General features: G+C 73.2%; 14 protein-coding genes. 4 read left to right on the top strand and 10 right to left on the bottom strand.

Annotated features, from left to right (window positions below):
- Positions 1-35 precede the first annotated feature (35 nt).
- The 8 genes from F5972_RS10685 to F5972_RS10655 form a co-directional block, all read right to left on the bottom strand.
- Complete coding sequence (locus tag F5972_RS10685; RefSeq protein ID WP_150933270.1) at positions 36-1,295, bottom strand: MFS transporter; 1,260 nt, start codon at positions 1,293-1,295, stop codon at positions 36-38.
- Positions 1,292-2,656: a glycosyltransferase gene (locus tag F5972_RS10680; protein ID WP_191910051.1), complete on the bottom strand. Its 1,365-nt coding sequence runs from the start codon at positions 2,654-2,656 to the stop codon at positions 1,292-1,294. Before F5972_RS10680 ends, F5972_RS10685 begins: the two co-directional genes overlap by 4 nt.
- Positions 2,653-4,920, bottom strand: a complete 2,268-nt coding sequence (locus tag F5972_RS10675; protein WP_150933268.1) for a prolyl oligopeptidase family serine peptidase — start codon at positions 4,918-4,920, stop codon at positions 2,653-2,655. The genes F5972_RS10680 and F5972_RS10675 overlap by 4 nt, the downstream gene beginning before the upstream one ends.
- Entirely contained in the window at positions 4,917-6,110 is a 1,194-nt protein-coding gene (locus tag F5972_RS10670) for a radical SAM protein (RefSeq protein WP_225311331.1), read from the bottom strand. The genes F5972_RS10675 and F5972_RS10670 overlap by 4 nt, the downstream gene beginning before the upstream one ends.
- Positions 6,111-6,248: 138 nt before the next feature.
- A complete protein-coding gene (locus F5972_RS38795; RefSeq protein WP_263641813.1) occupies positions 6,249-6,383 on the bottom strand; it encodes a hypothetical protein in 135 nt (44 codons plus the stop codon).
- 157 nt (positions 6,384-6,540) lie between these two features.
- Positions 6,541-7,839, bottom strand: a complete 1,299-nt coding sequence (locus tag F5972_RS10665; protein WP_150933266.1) for an NAD(P)/FAD-dependent oxidoreductase — start codon at positions 7,837-7,839, stop codon at positions 6,541-6,543.
- A gap of 15 nt (positions 7,840-7,854) precedes the next feature.
- Positions 7,855-8,271, bottom strand: a complete 417-nt coding sequence (locus tag F5972_RS10660) for an ATP-binding protein (protein ID WP_225311330.1) — start codon at positions 8,269-8,271, stop codon at positions 7,855-7,857.
- Between the two features lie 121 nt (positions 8,272-8,392).
- Positions 8,393-9,172 carry a SigB/SigF/SigG family RNA polymerase sigma factor gene (locus F5972_RS10655; protein WP_150933264.1) on the bottom strand — a complete coding sequence of 260 codons (780 nt, stop codon included), beginning with the start codon at positions 9,170-9,172 and terminating at the stop codon, positions 8,393-8,395.
- Positions 9,173-9,361: 189 nt separating this feature from the next.
- Here F5972_RS10655 and F5972_RS10650 point away from each other — a divergent pair, with 189 nt between their 5' ends.
- On the top strand, positions 9,362-9,718 hold the full coding sequence (locus F5972_RS10650) for an STAS domain-containing protein (protein ID WP_225311329.1): 357 nt from the start codon (positions 9,362-9,364) through the stop codon (positions 9,716-9,718).
- 38 nt (positions 9,719-9,756) lie between these two features.
- On the opposite strand, the gene F5972_RS10645 is transcribed toward F5972_RS10650, so the two are convergent.
- Positions 9,757-10,467, bottom strand: coding sequence for a GAF and ANTAR domain-containing protein (locus F5972_RS10645; RefSeq protein WP_150933259.1), 711 nt, complete (start codon positions 10,465-10,467; stop codon positions 9,757-9,759).
- A gap of 97 nt (positions 10,468-10,564) precedes the next feature.
- Here F5972_RS10645 and F5972_RS10640 point away from each other — a divergent pair, with 97 nt between their 5' ends.
- From F5972_RS10640 to F5972_RS10630, 3 genes are all read left to right on the top strand, one after another.
- Positions 10,565-12,370, top strand: coding sequence for a SpoIIE family protein phosphatase (locus F5972_RS10640; RefSeq protein ID WP_225311328.1), 1,806 nt, complete (start codon positions 10,565-10,567; stop codon positions 12,368-12,370).
- A 149-nt stretch (positions 12,371-12,519) separates the two neighbouring features.
- Complete coding sequence (locus F5972_RS10635) at positions 12,520-13,572, top strand: glycosyltransferase (protein WP_150933257.1); 1,053 nt, start codon at positions 12,520-12,522, stop codon at positions 13,570-13,572.
- Between the two features lie 91 nt (positions 13,573-13,663).
- Positions 13,664-14,905, top strand: a complete 1,242-nt coding sequence (locus F5972_RS10630) for a glycoside hydrolase family 16 protein (RefSeq protein WP_225311327.1) — start codon at positions 13,664-13,666, stop codon at positions 14,903-14,905.
- A gap of 46 nt (positions 14,906-14,951) precedes the next feature.
- Here the strand turns inward: F5972_RS10630 and F5972_RS10625 are convergent, their stop codons facing one another.
- Complete coding sequence (locus F5972_RS10625; RefSeq protein ID WP_150933254.1) at positions 14,952-16,181, bottom strand: PucR family transcriptional regulator; 1,230 nt, start codon at positions 16,179-16,181, stop codon at positions 14,952-14,954.
- Positions 16,182-16,216: the final 35 nt, after the last annotated feature.

The raw sequence follows: 16,216 nt of genomic DNA, 5'->3' as shown, positions 1-16,216 counted from the left end.
GGCCCCGACGAGTTCCCGGTCCCGCCCCAGCGTGCCTATGCCGCCTCCGTGGGCATCGCCTCGACCGGCATGGCCGCCTCAGGGGCACCTTCGAGCCCGCGCAGCGTGGCACTCGTCGCGGCCAGGACGCAGCACAGGGCGAGCGAGCCGCCGATCGCGAGCAGCGCGCCGACGCCGCCGGCACGGTCCGCGAGGACACCGCCCAGCAACGGCCCGAGGGGGGCCAGGCCCATGGTCGCCACCCGGAGCAGCGAGGTCAGCCGGCCCATCATCGCGTCCGGCACGAGCGTCGCCACGAGCACGCGCAGAACCACGTTGAGCGCCGGGGCCGCGATCATCGCCAGGATGAGCGGGACCGCGGGCCAGTAGGCGCCGAACGGGAGGGTCGTCGCGCACACGGCGAGCGCGAACACGCCGACCACCGCCAGCATCAGCCTGCCGGGCGGCAGGAGCGCGCCGATCTTCGCCGACAGGGCCGCTCCGAGCAGACCGCCCAGCCCCAGGCCCGCGAGAACCATGCCGGTCACCGCGGGGTCCCCGCCGCGAGAGCCGACCAGCACGACCACCGGCAGCAGCAGCGCGTTGGCCGCGAGGTTGGCGACCAGGGAGAAGGCCAGGCCGGCCCGCAGCGCGGGCCGGTGCCACAGCCAGCGGGCCGCCTCCGCGATGTCCGCCCGCATCCGGGTCCTGCCGGAGTTCTCAACGTTCGCGGGCCGTCGCGGGACCCTGGCCAGCAGCACGAACACCATAGAGACCGCGTAGGTGACCGCGTCCACGGCGAACGGGACGACCCGGCCCAGGCCGAACAGGAATCCGCCGAGCGGTGGCCCCGCGAGGACCGTCGCGTGGCCGCGCGCCTCGTCCTGCGCGTACGCCGACATGAGCTGGCTCGCGGGGACGACCGCGCGGATCGCCGCGTCGCGGGCGGGCCGGAAGAACGCGTCCGCGACCCCGTTGGTCACGGCCACGGCGATCACGTGCCCCATCGTCACCCGGTCGGCGAGGACCGCCGCCACGAGGGTGGCCATGGCCACGGCACGCGCCCCCTCACCGCACAGCAGGATCCGGCGTCTGTCCCACCGGTCGACCCACACTCCCGCGGGGAGCGAGACGAGGATCCCGGCGGTGATGCGGCAGGCGGCGGCGAGCCCGGCCAGCGCGGCGGAGCCGGTGACGGCCAGGATCAGCAGCGGCAGGGCGAGCCCGGTCAGCGAGGAGCCCAGCTCCGACGTCACCGAGCCCAGCCAGAGGAACTGGAACCGCATGTTGCGCCGCAGGGGCACGGCTTCGCTCATGACCCACCTCTGTCCGCTCCGATGTCGGCGGGCGCGGCGGAGGCGGAAGTCCACGCATCGCCCGGGACCGTCACGTGTGCGGGTGACGCGGCACCAGCGAGGGCCGCACCGGAAGGCGCGGCACCGATATCAGTCCGCAGCGGCCCGTCCGGCACCGTGGCCGTGACGGCCTCGACCGGCCGGCCGTCGTGCGCGGCCGCCCGCGCCGACGAGGCGGCGGCGACCACCGCGTCGGCGGCAGCGGCGGCGCCGCCGGAGGTGTTCAGGCGCGCGCCGAGCTCCCGCACCCGCTCGCCCAGCCCGCCGGCGTACGCGGTGCCGAGCGCCGCGACACCCTCGCCCGCCGGGCCCGGGCCCGGGGGAAACCCGACCGCCACCCCGGCCCGTACGCACGCCTCGGACAGCAGTGGCTGCTCCGAGCCGATCGGCGCGACGGCCAGGGGTTTTCCCCGCATGAGCGCGGCCAGGACCGGCGACGAGGTGCCGTTCGTCAGCACCAGATCCGACAGCTCGATCAGGGGGCCCATCCAGGGTTCGCGCATCACGACGACGTCCGCTCCCGGGGCGGGCCGCGGCTCACCGGAACGGCCCCGCTCGACCACGGCCTGGAACGGGCCGCCGGTGAACGTCGCGTTCAGCCGGGGCCACATGCTCTCCCCCCCGAACACCCGGCCCAGATGCACGTACACGACGGGTTTGCCGATCCGGCGCACCCGCCCGGCCAGCCGGTGCAGCGCGGCCGGGTCGGCGGGGGGCTCCCACGCGCACGGCCCCACGTGGCGCACACCCTCCGGCAGCTCCGCCCCCGGATACTCCAGCGCCGGGTCGCCGCGGAGCAGCAGGCCCGACCCGATCAGCGGAAGGTCCCGCCGCCGGTCCCGGCGGGGCGGCAGCCCGGCCTGCTCCCGCGCGACGCCGTAGAGGCGCAGCATCTCCAGCAGCCGCAGCTCCCGCAGGACGGCGCGTCCGTGCCGCTCCCCCTCGCCACCGCGGCCGTACGGCCACAGGTGCGCCGCGAAGCCCAGCACCACCACCGGCAGGTCGAGCGCGTCGGCGGCGAGGAGCGCGCCGTGGCACAGGATCGAGGTGACCAGCGCGTCGGCCCGGACCTCCCGGGCCGCGCGGGCCGCAGCCCGGTACTGGACGGCGCCGGTCTCGCCCCACCAGGCGGCCGAGAAGGCGCGGACTCCGCCGTACTCGTGCGCGTCCAGCGCGGCGAAGCCCGCCTCGCCCACGACGCCGGCCGCCCCGGGCCGGACGAGAGGGAAGACGGCGTGCCCGCGCCGGCGAAGCTCCCTGCCGACGGCGAGGGCGGGGTAGAGGTAGCCGGCGTCACTCAGCGGGCAGAGGAGGACGTTCACGACAGACCCACCGGGTCGAGGCCGCAGTGCCGCGCGAGGAAGGCGACGACGTCGGCGAGCAGCGAGAGCTTCAGCGACTCGGACCTGGCGCCGTGGCCGACGCCCCGGTCCAGCCGGTGCAGCACGGGGCCCGGGCCGGACGACGCGTGCTGCAGCAGGGCGCACATCTTGCGCGAGTGGCCCGGGTCCACCCGGGTGTCGCCGTCGGCGACGGCGAACAGCACCGGCGGGTACGGCAGGCCCGTGCGCACCCGGTGGTAGGGCGAGTAGGCCAGCAGCGCGCGGAACTCCTGGGGGTCGCGCACGCTGCCGTACTCCGCCCGCCAGCTCGGGCCCATGCCCAGCCGCTCGTAGGACAGCATGTCCAGCAGCGGCGCGACGCAGACGACCGCGGCGTACTTGTCCGGGTGCTGGGTGAGCGCCGCGGCGGCGAGCAGCCCCCCGTTGGACTCCCCCAGGACGCCGAGGCGGTCGGGGGCGGTCCAGCCCCGGCCGATCAGCAGGTCGGTGGCGGCGTCGAAGTCGTCGAAGACGTTCTGCTTGCGCGGGCCCATCCCGGCGCGGTGCCACTCCTCGCCTTCCTCTCCCCCGCCGCGCAGGCACGCGATCGCGTAGACCCCGCCGGCCCGGACCCAGGCCAGCGCCTGCGGCGTGTAGACGGGGGTCATGGAGGTGCCGAAGCCGCCGTACCCGGTGAGGATCGCCGGGCGCCGGCGGTCCGGCACGCCGTACGGCGAGAGGACGAACATCCGCACCGTGGTGCCGTCCCGGGACGGGAAGGCGACCTGCGTGGTCGTCACCGAGCCCGGCTCCGGCGCCAGGGAAAAGGTGGCGGGAGAAGACAGGACGGACGCCGGGGAGACACCCGGCGGCCGAGACGTGCCGAGCCTCCGCGACGGAGGTGCCGTGGCGGGGGCCGCCGGACACGGCCAGGTTTCCAGCGTCCCCGTACGCGCGTCGTAGCGCAGCACCCTCGGCGGCGTGACGTGGTCGTGGTAGCCGAACCAGACCTCGTGCCCGCCCTCGGGCCGCGTGGCGAACCGGCCGATGGTGCCCCTGCCCGGCAGCGGCACCCCGGCCAGTTCCCGGCCGTCGGCGAGATCGTGCAGGGTGATCTCGGACACGGCGTGGCGGGTCCAGGAGACCAGCGCGAGCGGACGCGGCAGCGCCGGGTCGCGCAGCGGCGCGAAGTCCTCCAGCACCGCGTCCGGCCGCTCCGGGATGAGCATGCGCCACCGTTCCGCGCCGGTGTCGGTGACGTCAGCGACGGTGTCTGCGACGGTGGTCACCACGATCCGTCCCCGGGGGGCGTCCAGATCCGTACGCAGCCAGATCGGGTCGCCGGGCGCCGTGCCCGGGGCGATGTGAAGCCTGCTGCGGGCGGGCGTGCCCGTCCGCACGGCGCGCAGCCGGGGCCGGTCGGCGGCACCGGCCAAACCGTCCACGCCTGCCGGGCCGTCCACGTCCGCCGGATCGGCCAGGTCGGCGAGCCACAGATCGGTCGCGGGACGGGTGCCGAGGGTGGACGAGACGCTCAGCCAGCGGCCGTCCGGTGTGACGGCGACGGTGTAGAAGCTCGTCTTCTCCCGGCCCTCGCCGAAGACGAGGACGTCGTCGTCCGGGTCCGCGCCCACCCGGTGCAGGTAGACGCGCCGGTGATAGCGCTCCTCCCCCGGATTGAGCCGGGGATCCAGGCGGCGCACGTAGTAGTAGGCCCGGCCGCCCGGCAGCCAGGCGACCGGGGTCCGCCGCACCCGGTCGAGGGGGCCGTCCACCAGGGCGCCGGTGGCGACGTCGATCACCCGGAGCACGCAGTCCTCCAGGCCGTCGGCGGACACCTGGAAGGCGAGCAGGTCACCCTCGACGGAGGGATGCCACGCCTCCAGCACCGTCCGCCCGCTCGGGTCGAGGGAGAGCGGGTCCACCAGGGGCCGTACGGCGCCGTGTCCGGCGACCAGCAGCACGGGGTGTTCCGCGCCGGGCTCCCGGTGGGTGAAGAAGACGCGGTCCCCGCGGTGCCGGGGCGCCGACGACTGCGGGAACGCGTACAGGCGGGCCAGTGCGATCCGCCACTTCTCCAGGTGCGGCCACGCGGCCCGCTCCGCGTCGAACAGCGCGTCCTGGGCCGCGGTCCACGCGCGGGTCCGCTCGTCGCCGGAGTCCTCCAGCCAGCGGTACGGGTCGACCACCACGTGGCCGTGGAACACCTCGGACCGGTCCTCCCGGGGAGCGGCGGGATACTCCCCGGTGCGGCCCTCGATCATGCCCGCAGCCGGCCGGTCGCGCTGAGGTGGTCGAGGTGCGCCGCGTCCACCCGGTCACGGAACCGCGCCTCCTCCCGCCTGTCCCCCGACCGCCCGTACGTGTCCTCGCAGGTGAACCATCGGTCGTCGGTCCGCTCGCGGGGCAGGTAGCCGTCACGGGCCGTGCCCACCCGCAACTCGGGTCTGCCGGCGGTGGTCCAGGAGCTGTACAGCGCTCCGTCGGGGTTGACGACCGCCCCGTACTTGCCGTCCCGGTAGGAGCACGCGTTGCAGGGCCGCCGTACGCGGGGACGGGGCACCGCGAAGCCGAGGTCGAGCGCGCGGCGCTGCCAGCGGATGAACCGGTCCGCCAGATCGTCGGAGTATGCCAGCGTGTCCTCGTAGCCGACGCCGGCGTCGCCGACGCGGGCGAAGTGGATGGTGCACCGGGAGGGGTCCAGCGCGGCGGCCAGCCGCTCGACCAGCGCGTCGATTCCGGCCACGTTCTGCGGGGAGACGTTGACCCGCAGGTCGCATCTGATCGAGGTGGTCTCCGTCATGGCGGCCATGGCGCCCACGATGGCGTCGAACGTACCGCCGCCCGTTCTGCGCACCCGGATCCGGTCGTGGTCGGGCCGGTCGCCGTCGAAGGTCACCTGTACGTACCGCAACCCCAGGTCGGCGAGCTGCCGGGCCAGCCGCGGCGTCAGCAGCGTTCCGTTGGAGACCATGCCCGCGCGGCGCAGCCCGTAGCCGGCGGCGCGTTCGAGCAGCTCACGGCAGCCCCGCGGGTTCATCAGCGGCTCTCCCCCGAAGATCGTGAGGAGGAGGCCGTCCATCCCCGACTCCGCCTGCCGCCGCCCCACGAACGTGAGGATCTCGGCGATGACGCCGGAGGTCAGCCGGACCGAGGCGATGCGCGGCGGGCTGGTGCCGCCGTCGTCCTGGTCCAGGTTCTGGAAGCAGTAGGCACACCCCAGGTTGCACGCGGTGGCCGTCAGCACGGTGAGGGAGTAGCTGCGGCTGGGCCGTACGGTGAACAGCCCCTGCTCGCGGAGCCCGCGCTCGACGTCCGGGCGCAGCGCGCCCGCCGGGGTCAGATGCGCGTCCCCGAGCCGGGCGACGCCGCCCGGCCCCAGCAACCACCAGCCGCGCTCGCCCCGGATCAGCCGCGGAGGCGCCTCGTCCTCGCGGTTGCTCCCTTCGATCACTGCATCCTCCAAGCGGGGACGACGAGGACACCCGGTCCTTCCTGGGACCGGGCCGGCGAGACGTGCCCAGGCGACGTTCCGGGCGCCGGGGCGCGGGAGGATGTCCGGCCGCGCCCGTCCGGCACGGCCGGCCAAGACCTAGTGGACCTCGATGTTGATCGAGATGCAGAGAGGATTGTCCTCGGACTCCTCGTCGGAGTGCGCGACGACCTCGGGGGCCTCCTCTCCCGTGATCTCCGGCTCGGTGCTCGGGTTGTCGTTCGCCTCGGGCATGGCTACTCCTCGCCTTCCAGGGGGCCGAAGCCGCTCACCAGGGATGACCTCTACCGTAGGGAAGGCCAGTTCGGCGCTGGTATGCCGACGGCATCGCCCCGCCACAGCACCGGCATGAGCGCACGATGCGCCCCGGATGCGCCGAAGACGGGGTAGCTCAGGAGCGGGCCGACAGGGTGAACTCCTTGCGCGGCTCCTCGATGGCCCCCAGTGACACGATCTCCCTGGGGAAGAACAACCCGAGCGTCCAGTCCATGAGGATCCGGGTCTTCTTGTTGAAGGTCGGCATCCGCGTCAGGTGATAGGTGCGGTGCATGAACCACGCGGGGAACCCCCGGAGCTCCCGGCCGTAGATCTGCGCGACGCCCTTGTAGAGCCCCAGGCTCGCCACCGACCCCGCGTACTTGTGCCGGTACGGCCTCCGGGGCTGCCCGCGCAGCGTCGCCAGCACGTTGTCGGCCAGCGTCCTGGCCTGCCGTACGGCGTGCTGGGCGTTCGGCGGGCAGAACTCCCCCGGCCGGGTGAGGTCGGGAACGGCGGCGCAGTCTCCGGCGGCGAAGGCGAAGTCGGTCCCGTGCACGCGCATCCCGGCATCGACCCTGACCCGCCCCTTCTCGTCGACCGGCAGGTCCCCGGCGCGGACGAGCGGGTGCGGCTTGACGCCGGCGGTCCAGACGAGGGTGTCGGTGTCGAACTCGTCACCGTCGCTGAGCACGATGTGGCGGCCCTCGGCCGACTTCAGCATCGTCCCCATCCGGACCTCGATCCCCCGCTCACGCAACTGCTGGGCCGTCCACCGGCCCATGTCCGGCCCCACCTCGGGCAGGATGCGGTCGGTCGCCTCCACGAGCACCCAGCGCATGTCGGCGCGGCTGAGCCCGTCGAAGTACTTGCAGGCGTCGGCGGCCATGTCCTCCAGCTCCGCCAGTGCCTCCACCCCGGCGTATCCCCCGCCGACGAAGACGAAGGTCAGCGCCCTGCGCCGGACCTCGGGGTCGGGTGTGGAGGCGGCCACGTCGAGCCTGCCGAGCACGTGGTTGCGCAGCGCGATGGCCTCTTCGATGGTCTTGAACCCGATGCCGTTGTCGGCCAGGCCGGGCACCGGCAGGAGCCGCGAGATCGATCCGGGCGCCATGACCACGTAGTCGTACGCGATGGTGAGGGCGGGCCCCTCGTGCGGCTCGAACTCCGCCTTACGGTCGGCCAGCCGCACCTGGGTGATCCGTCCGCTGAGGATCTGGCACCGGTTCAGCACCCGCCGGAGCGGGACGACGACGTGCCGGGCCTCGATGTTGCCGGCCGCGGCCTCCGGCAGGAAGGGCTGGTAGGTCATGTAGGAGTCGAGGTCCGCGACGGTGACGAGCGCCTCGCCACGGCGGAGCTTGCGCTGCAGGCGCAGTGCGGTGTACATGCCGACGTATCCGCCGCCGACGATCAGAATCCGTGGGACAGCCATGGCCGACCCTTACCCTCACTCCAGGAGGAAACGCATCACCACGGTGCTCCCGCCGGGTCCGGCGGTGACACGGAGGTCGTCGCTCAGCAGGCGGGCCACCCAGAGGCCCATGCCGCTGGTGGCGTTCTCGGGTGGCGGGTCGTGGCCGGGCACGGCCGGCGGACGCCACTCGCGGCCGTCGTCGTGGACCGCCACCACCAGGGCCGGCCCCTCGCGCCACAATCCCAGCCGGGCCTTCGTCGACCCGTGTGTGACCGCGTTCGTGGCGACCTCGTTGAGCGCCACGAGGAAATCGCCCAGCGCGTCTTCGGGCATACCACGGCGCTGCGCCTCGGCGGCGGCGAACTCCCGCAGATCAGGAAGATCGGCTAAGGAGAAGGTACGCTCCCTCGCCGCTCCGGTGACGTGCGCGGGAACGCCGTCATCTTTCACGCGGTACACGCCTCCCGCCGCCAATCGGGCTATCTCAGGACCTGTGGGCTGTGGGCAGGACGAAGATACCTCGGAGCACCGCCTGAACACAGACGGTGCCCCGGGTATCGTCGCGATCTCCTCATCCCGCGACAAGCTCCGCCCGAAGCTGGTCGAGGGTCTTGCGGAGGATCCGCGACACGTGCATCTGCGATATGCCGAACTCCGCCGCGATCTCGGCCTGCGTCATGTTGCCGTAGAACCGCAGCAGGAGGATGTTCTTCTCCCGCTCGGGGAGAAGGTCGATGAGAGGCTTCAGCGCTTCCTTGTCCACCAGGGTGTCGAGCGCGTCGTCCTCTTCGGGGATCACGTCGCCGAGCGCGGCGGCGTCGTCGTCCGCGCCGATCGGCGCGTCCAGCGAAAGGGTGCTGTACGCCGCGGAGGCGTCCATGGTGAGGAGCATGTCCTCCTCGGACAGGCCCATCTTCTTGGCGAGCTCGGCGACGGTGGGGAACCGGCCGAGTTCCTGGGTCATGTCGGCGACGTGCCGGTTCAGCTCGGCGCGGCGCTCCTGGTAGAGGCGGGGCACCCGGACGGCCCAGGTGCGGTCGCGGAAGTGCCGCTTGACCTCACCCGTCATGGTGACCATGGCGTACCCGCGGAAGCTGTGACCCAGGGTGGGGTCGAAGCCGTTGATGGCCTTCATCAGGCCGACGTACGCGGCCTGAAGGAGGTCCTCCATCGGCTCGCCCCGGTTGAGGTACCGCCGGGCGATGTCCCTCGCCATCGGACGGTGCATTTCGACGATCATTTCACGGAGGCGTTCCCGCCGGACCTCGGACACGTCGTCCCGGGTGAGCTCGTCCAGGAGCTCTTCGGCGGTCGGATTGCTGGCGGTCTCTGCACGGACCTCGGCAGCCATCTGCGCAGTCCCCTCGTATTTTTTCTCGCGAGGGCGCCTACGCGGCTGGGGTGACCAGGCAGAAGGCACGCCTCGCTACAGTATCGAGACGAGGCCCTCTGCTGGACCTCTGCTTCAGTATATTGCCGCAAACTCGGGAGTTTCACCACCCCTCCGGCCCCAGTAATGTTGCGGCAGAGGAGGCGCGAGGTGTCGAACAACGGATTGCTGTCCCTGTCGTCGAGCATGGCGGGAGACATCGTGGTGATCCACGTGAACGGTGTCCTCGACGCCACCACACGTGATCAGTTCTCGGACTTCCTGGACGCGGCGGCGGACGACCACGGCCCCGACATGATCCTCGACCTGGGCAAAGTCACGTTCATGGACTCCCGGGCGCTCGGCCTCATCGTCCATCACTGGCAGCGCTCCACCACCGCCGGCGGCAACTTCGCGCTGGTCTCCGTGCAGTACCCGAACTCCAAGGTGATGTGGGTGACGGGCCTGTCCCAGCGGCTGCCGCTGTTCGACACCCTCGACGAGGCCCTGGCCGCGTTCGCCGCCTGAGCCCTCTGGGCCGTGCGTGCGACCGTCGGGACACGTGATCACTCCGGCGCCGCTCCCCCGTGCTTCTGCTGGTGCTCGGTGACCAGGAGCCGGGCCAGGTCGGCCACCTTCACCTGGTGATGCTGGGACACCCGCCGGAGCTCCTCGAACGCCTCCTCGGCGGAGCAGCCGCTCTTCGACATGATGATCCCCTTGGCCTGGTCGATCACCGAACGGCCTGCCAGCGCCTCCTGCATCTGCGCCGCGCCGGTCAGCACGTCGTCGAACTCCCAGATGTTGGCCAGCGCCACCGTCACCTGCTCGCGCAGCAGGGCCATCAGCGAGCCCCCGGCGGTGAAGACGCCGGGACGCACGCCGTACAGGCCGATGATGGCGACGGCGCTGTCGACCGCGATGGGCACGACCAGGACCGAGCGCACGCCGTGCCGTACGGCGGTGGCGGCGTAGCGGGACCAGCGCGACTCGCGCATCACGTCCGGGATCGACACCGGGCGCCCGCTCGTCAGCGCCTCCCTGGACGGACCCTCCCGCAGGTCGCGCTCGCGGTCGATGAGCGCGGTGAGCTCGCTGTGGGAGGCCGCGAGCAGCACCCGCTCCTCCATCCAGAGCTCGGCGGTGCCGCCCGCGCAGCCGGGGACGCCCCGGGCCACCGCTTCGGTGATCCCGCGCAGGACGCCCTCGGCGGACGTGCCTTCCGTCACACGGCCGAGCGCCGCGAGGTCACGCGCGAGGATGGACGTTGTCTCCATGGTAGAAAGACCATTCCCATAGGTTCGGGGTTAATCCAGGCCGGATCGATTAGACCCGTTGTTTGGCGTAGCGTCTACGTCGAGAGAGGGGGGCAGCTTGCCCGACACCGCCGAGCTCGAGCGCGCGCTGAGCGGGCTCGCCGACCGCATCGCCACGCTGCGGGACGATCCCGACCCGGCCGCGATGCTACGCGAGCTGGACACCGCCGAGGAACTGCTGCGCAAGGCCGTGGCCGAGGTGACGCGCAGCCGCAGGCGCAGGGACGGCGGCAGTCAGCGCGAGCAGAAGCTGCTGCGCCAGGTGTTCCGCGCGCTGCCGATCCCCGTGATCATCATGGACACGGGCGGCACCGTGCGCCGCATCAACAACGAGACCACCCGCCTGCTCGGCAGCCCGGCCGGCTACCTCATCGGCCGCGCCTTCCCGCTCCTCGTCGACGTGGCCGCCCGCGCGGCGTTCCGCCAGCGCCTCGCCGCCGTGCTGCACGGCGAGGACAGCGTCTCGTTCCCGACCCGTCTGGCGCACCAGGGCCGCGCCCACAACGTACGGCTGGTGCTGAGCCGCCTGCGGATGCCGGGCGAGCCGCAGGAGATGCTCGCCGGGGTCGTGCTGCCGGTGGAGGTCCAGCTTCCGGAGCCGGCGGCGGAGGCGGACGTCCCCGACGACACGGACCTTCTCGCGGCGGCCCGGCGGCACGAACTGCTGTCGCGGCTCACCCGGCTGCTGCTCGACGAGGAGAGCCTGCGCGAGCCGGTCGCCCTGCTGCGCGCGGCGCGGCTGCTGGCCACGGAGACGGCCGACTGGGTGATCGCGGACGTCTCCAGGGACGGCGAGCCGGTCAGGTCGGTCGTCATCGGGCCGAGCGACCAGCCGGTCGGCCGGCTGCAGCGGACGGTCGAGGAGGCTCCGCCCGCCGCGGCGCCGGTCGTCGGGCAGGTGCTGACCACTCACAGCGGCGTCGTCCACGAGATGCTGAGCGACGACTCGCTGCTCGGCGCCGGCGTTCTGCAGGCGATGCGGGCGGGCTCCCTGCTCAGCGTGCCGATCCGGACCGAGGAGGAGGTGCGCGGGGTGCTCACGCTGGTGCGCCTGCGCGAGCGGCCTCCGTTCGGCCTCGCCGACCTCGGCCTGATGGAGGAGGCCGGTCTGCACCTCGGCCTGGCGATGCGGGCGCAGCAGGGCTTCCAGCGCCGCTCGCAGGCCGCCGACACGTTGCAGACCGGGGTGCTCCCCCGGACGCTGCCCGACATCCCCGGCTTCGAGATCGCGGCGGTCTACCACCCCGGCTCCGGCATGCGGGCGATCGGCGGCGAGTTCTACGACGTGTTCCCGGTCAAGAACGGCTGGGGCTTCGTCGTCGGGAGCTCGGCCGGGCGCGGTGAGGAGGCGGCGTCAGTGACCGCGATGGTCCGCAACGGGCTGCGCGTGCTGAGCGTGTGGGAGGACGACCCCGGAGAGGCGCTGCGGAAGGTCAGCGACGCGCTCGTCGCGCAGAACACGGGCATGTTCGTGATGGCCGCGGCGGGCTTCGTGCGGGGCCGGAAGGTACGGCTGGCCTCCGCGGGCCACCACCCGGCCGCGCTGGTCCAGCAGGGCGGCGGCGTCCGCTTCTCCGAGGGCGGCGGGGTGCCGCTGGGCTTCGAGGAGGGCTCGGTGCCCGCGACCGAGGACCTCACGCTGTCGGCCGGCGAGACACTGGTGCTCTACAGCGACGGCCTGGTGGGCTCGCAGAGCCCCGCCGGGGACAACTACGGCGAGGATCGGCTCACCGAGGTCCTCGCCCGCTGCGCCGGCCAGCCGCCGAGCACGGTCGTCAAGGCGATCGAGGAGGACCACCGGGGCTTCTGCGGCACGCACGCCGTCGACGAGATCACCGTGCTCACGCTGCGCCGATCTCGCTGAGGCGGGACGCCCCCTCGGCACGGGGGATCGCATGATTTTTCCCGATTAGGTGTTTAGCGCGAATCGGAGTAAGGTAAACATCATCTACATCGATCGTGCCTAGGACGCAGGCACACCTTTTCAAGCGCCTTCCTGTCTTGAGGTGTGCCATGGATATCGCGATCGTCTCCGCGCACGAACTTACGCCCGACACGCCCGCCATCGCGCGTGAGCTGGCCAGGGGCCACCGGGTGACCGTCTACACGCGGTCGAAGACGAAGGGCGACGGCGTCGAGCACGTGCCCGCCGGGCCCGACGTGGAGCTGTCGGAGAGCGACCTCCTTCCCTACATCCCCGACTTCAGCGCCGGGCTGGCCCAGCGGTGGAGGGAGCACCGGCCGGACATCATCCACGCGTACTCGTGGTCGAGCGGCCTGGCCGCGATCGCGGGCTCTGAGGGCCTGGACGTGCCGGTCACCCAGACCTTCCACAGCCACTACGACGAGAGCCGGACCCCCGCGCCGGTGCGCCGGCTGGAGTGCGCGATCGGCCGCCGGGCCAGGGCCGTCATCGCCGCCTGCGCCGACGAGGAGTCCGAGCTGATCCGGATGGGCGTGCCCCGCCGCAACATCTCGGTCGTCCCCCACGGCATCGACATCGAGCGCTTCCGCCGCCAGGGCCCGGCCTTCCCCCGGGGTGAGCGGCCCCGCCTGCTGCACGTGGGTCACGTGGGAGCGGAGTACGCGGTGCACGCTCTGCGGGCCGTGCCCGAGGCCGAACTGGTGATCGCCGGCGGCGACGACCCGAGCATCGAGCGGCTGCGGGCCGTCGCGGGCGAGCACGGCGTGGCCGACCGCGTGCAGATGCTCGGCATGGTCCCGCACACGGCGATGCCCAAGCTCATGCGGAGCGCCGACCTGGTGCTGTCGCTGCCGCCGACCGTCCCCACGGGCACGGCGGCCCTGGAGGCCATGGCGTGCGGCATCCCCGTCATCGCCTCGGCGTCCGGAGCCCACCTCGACTCGGTGGTGGACGGCGTGACCGGGTTCCTGACCCGGCCCGACCGCCCGCTGGAGATCGCCCACCGCATCCGCCGCCTGCTCGGCGACGCCACGCTGCGCACGGCCATCGGGTACGCGGCGGCCGACCGCGCCCGTTCCCGCTATTCGGTCGAGCGCATCAGCATGGAACTGCTCCGCGTATACGAGAAGACGTGCGCCTGACCGACAAGCGGCATTACCAGTTCCACCTCGTTATAAATGTCAATTCCTGTGGTTAACTCGGCTCATGTCACTTCATGGACCTGGTTCAGCCGTGGCGGCGGCGATGCTCATCGTCGCCGCCACCGCATGTTCGAGCGGGGACTCCACGAAGGTGTTCAACGCGGGCGGTGAGTCCGCGGTGCGGCCCCCCGCCTCCTCCCCCGACCTTCCCGGCTCCGCGCCCAACGCGGCCGGAGCGGGCGCGACCCGGACCTCCGTCCCCGGCGACGCCGAATCCGATGACCAGGCGTCCACGGGCGACAGAACCTCCAAGGGCACCTCCAGAACCTCCTCCGCCGTGTCGGCGGAGGCCGACGGACGCTCCGTACACGAAATCGGCGACGAGACCGCGGAGACGGCCGCCGAGAAGATCACGGACGAGCCGGTCGGCATCGGCGCCCCCAAGCCCGGTCCCGCCCCCTCGTCCGGGCCGGCGCCGCGCCCGTCGCTCGTCCAGCGGGCGACGCCCCCGCCCTCGGCCGCGCCGGGCGCCCGGAACAGCGGCACCGGCACCGGCACCGGCACCGGAAAGAGCACCGGCAAGTCCGCGAACAAGAGCACGGACGAGACCTCGGGCGAGACCGGGGAGGAGACCGATCCGCCGATGCGCCTCTCCGCGCCGGCCAAAACCGGCCCCCGGCAGGTGGACATCGTCCAGCCACAGGACGTCCCCGGCAACCCCGTGATCACCGATCGGCCGGCGGGGAGCACCGGGAGCCGGAGCGCCGGGAACGGCACGGCGGCCGGCTGGAGCGGCCCGGTCCTCACCGAGGACTTCGGCGACCAGCTCGACCCGACCAGTTGGACGGCGACCGGTTCGCGCGGAGCGGGCGGCATCGGCGGCGGGACGCTGCGCCTCACCGGCGGGACCGGCCTGACCGGCAAACTCACCCAGCAGTACGGACGCTGGGAGGTCCGCCTGGGTGCCTCCAAGGGCTCGGGCACCCCCGTGGTGTCGTTGCGGCCGGGAAGCGGCGGCGGCGCGGAGATCGGCCTGGCCGCGATCGGCGACCCGGACCGGCAGGCGGCGAACGCCTTCGTGAGTTCGGAGAGCGGGGACCGCACCCACGGCGCGCTGCGGGCCGACTTCACGCGCTGGCACACGGTCGCCGTCGACTGGCTGCCCGACCGGGTGAGCGTCTGGCTGGACGGCGCCCGCGTCTGGGACTACACCGGACGCGTCCCCGCCCAGCGCATGGGCCTGTCGCTGCGCAACGTCTGCGAGGGCTCGGCGACCTGTGACGGGACCCTGTTCGTCGACTGGCTGCGCGTCTACCGGGCCGCGCAGCGCTGACCACCCGGCGCTGACCGCCGCACCGCCCGTGCGCGGTGCGGGCGGGTCAGGCGCCGCCGAGGAGGGCTGCCGCCTTCAGGGACAGGTGGAGCAGCAGGCGGTCCTCCCCGTCGGCCAGGTCGAGCCCGGTGAGGTGGCCCGCCTTGTCGAGCCGGTAGTACAGCGTCTGCCGGTGCACGCCGAGCGCCGCGGCCGTCTCACCGGCGTGGCCCGCGTGGTCGAGGTACGCCTCGACGCTCGCCGCGATCCGGGGCGTGAGGGCGGCCGACTCTGCGGCGAGACCGGCGAGGTCGCGCGGGGACAGCCGGACCAGCAGCCGGTAGACGCCGAGCGTGGCCCAGTCGGCGACCGGGGCGTGCCGCTCGGCGTGTTCGGCCACCCGCAGGGCCAGCAGCGCCTCGCGCCAGCTCTCCCAGGCGTCGCGGGGGTCGTCTCGGGGGCCGCCGATCCCGGCGGCGAGGCCGTACAGGCCGTGCAGCAGCCCCGCGACCCGGGCCGCCTGCGCGGCCGGCGCGAGGATCGCGAGGATCCCCCCGCCCACCCCCTGCACGCCCAACCCCGGCGCGGCCGGCCCCCTGTCACCCGTCTCCGGCCCAGCCGACCCTGACACGCCTGAGCCTGGCGCGGACGGCCCGGGTTCGCCCGTTCCCGCCCCGCCCGTCTCCGGCCCACCCGATCCCAGCCGGCCTGGTCCGGGCGCACTTGGTCCGGGATCGGTCACGTCGGGGTCGGCGAGCACGCCGCGGGGCAGCGTCCGCGGCAGGGTGGGCGGCAGGGCCGCCTCCTGCGCCGGAGTCCGGACCGCGACGGCCGTCACCGGACCGTCGGCCACCACCCCGGCGGCGGCGCGGGCCGCCGGGTCGGCGGAGAAGAACTGGCGCAGCGGGGCGTACCGGCCGCGGGCCTGCGCGGCCAGCAACGCGGCCACCCGGCCGACCAGGGGCCAGGCGGCGGCCAGCCGCTCGTCGGTGAGCTCTCCCGACTCAAGCGCCCACAGGTATCCGTACGTCACCCCGTCGTGCCGCAGCGGCACGCACACCCGGCCGAGCACACCGGGCAGCCCGGGGATCCGCACCGGCCCGGTCGCGGTGGCGATGCCGTACGCCTCGAAGTGGGCCCGCACCTCGTCGGACGCGCGCCTGCGCAGGATCGACTCCTGCCGGACGCTGTCGATGTCCCCGCTCTGCGCGCCGTACGCCAGGAGGTTGAACGATCGGTCCTCGAGCGTCACCGAGGCGCCGAGCAGCCGGGAGATCTCATCGACGATGTCTTGCATACTGACATTGTTGTGCATTTGTCCAAAAATGCTGT

Source organism: Microbispora cellulosiformans (genome assembly GCF_008728085.1).
Taxonomy (GTDB): domain Bacteria; phylum Actinomycetota; class Actinomycetes; order Streptosporangiales; family Streptosporangiaceae; genus Microbispora; species Microbispora amethystogenes.
The sequence above is the reverse complement of the archived record's forward strand: the minus strand, read 5'-3'. Positions and strand labels throughout refer to the sequence as shown.

What these genes read in the sequence shown, in the direction of transcription:
- F5972_RS10625 (WP_150933254.1), bottom strand. Translation starts at nt 16,181, where the DNA reads ATGCAAGACATCGTCGATGAGATCTCCCGGCTGCTCGGCGCCTCGGTG.
- F5972_RS38795 (WP_263641813.1), bottom strand. Translation starts at nt 6,383, where the DNA reads ATGCCCGAGGCGAACGACAACCCGAGCACCGAGCCGGAGATCACGGGA.
- F5972_RS10675 (WP_150933268.1), bottom strand. Translation starts at nt 4,920, where the DNA reads ATGATCGAGGGCCGCACCGGGGAGTATCCCGCCGCTCCCCGGGAGGAC.
- F5972_RS10685 (WP_150933270.1), bottom strand. Translation starts at nt 1,295, where the DNA reads ATGAGCGAAGCCGTGCCCCTGCGGCGCAACATGCGGTTCCAGTTCCTC.
- F5972_RS10635 (WP_150933257.1), top strand. Translation starts at nt 12,520, where the DNA reads ATGGATATCGCGATCGTCTCCGCGCACGAACTTACGCCCGACACGCCC.
- F5972_RS10645 (WP_150933259.1), bottom strand. Translation starts at nt 10,467, where the DNA reads ATGGAGACAACGTCCATCCTCGCGCGTGACCTCGCGGCGCTCGGCCGT.
- F5972_RS10665 (WP_150933266.1), bottom strand. Translation starts at nt 7,839, where the DNA reads ATGGCTGTCCCACGGATTCTGATCGTCGGCGGCGGATACGTCGGCATG.
- F5972_RS10655 (WP_150933264.1), bottom strand. Translation starts at nt 9,172, where the DNA reads ATGGCTGCCGAGGTCCGTGCAGAGACCGCCAGCAATCCGACCGCCGAA.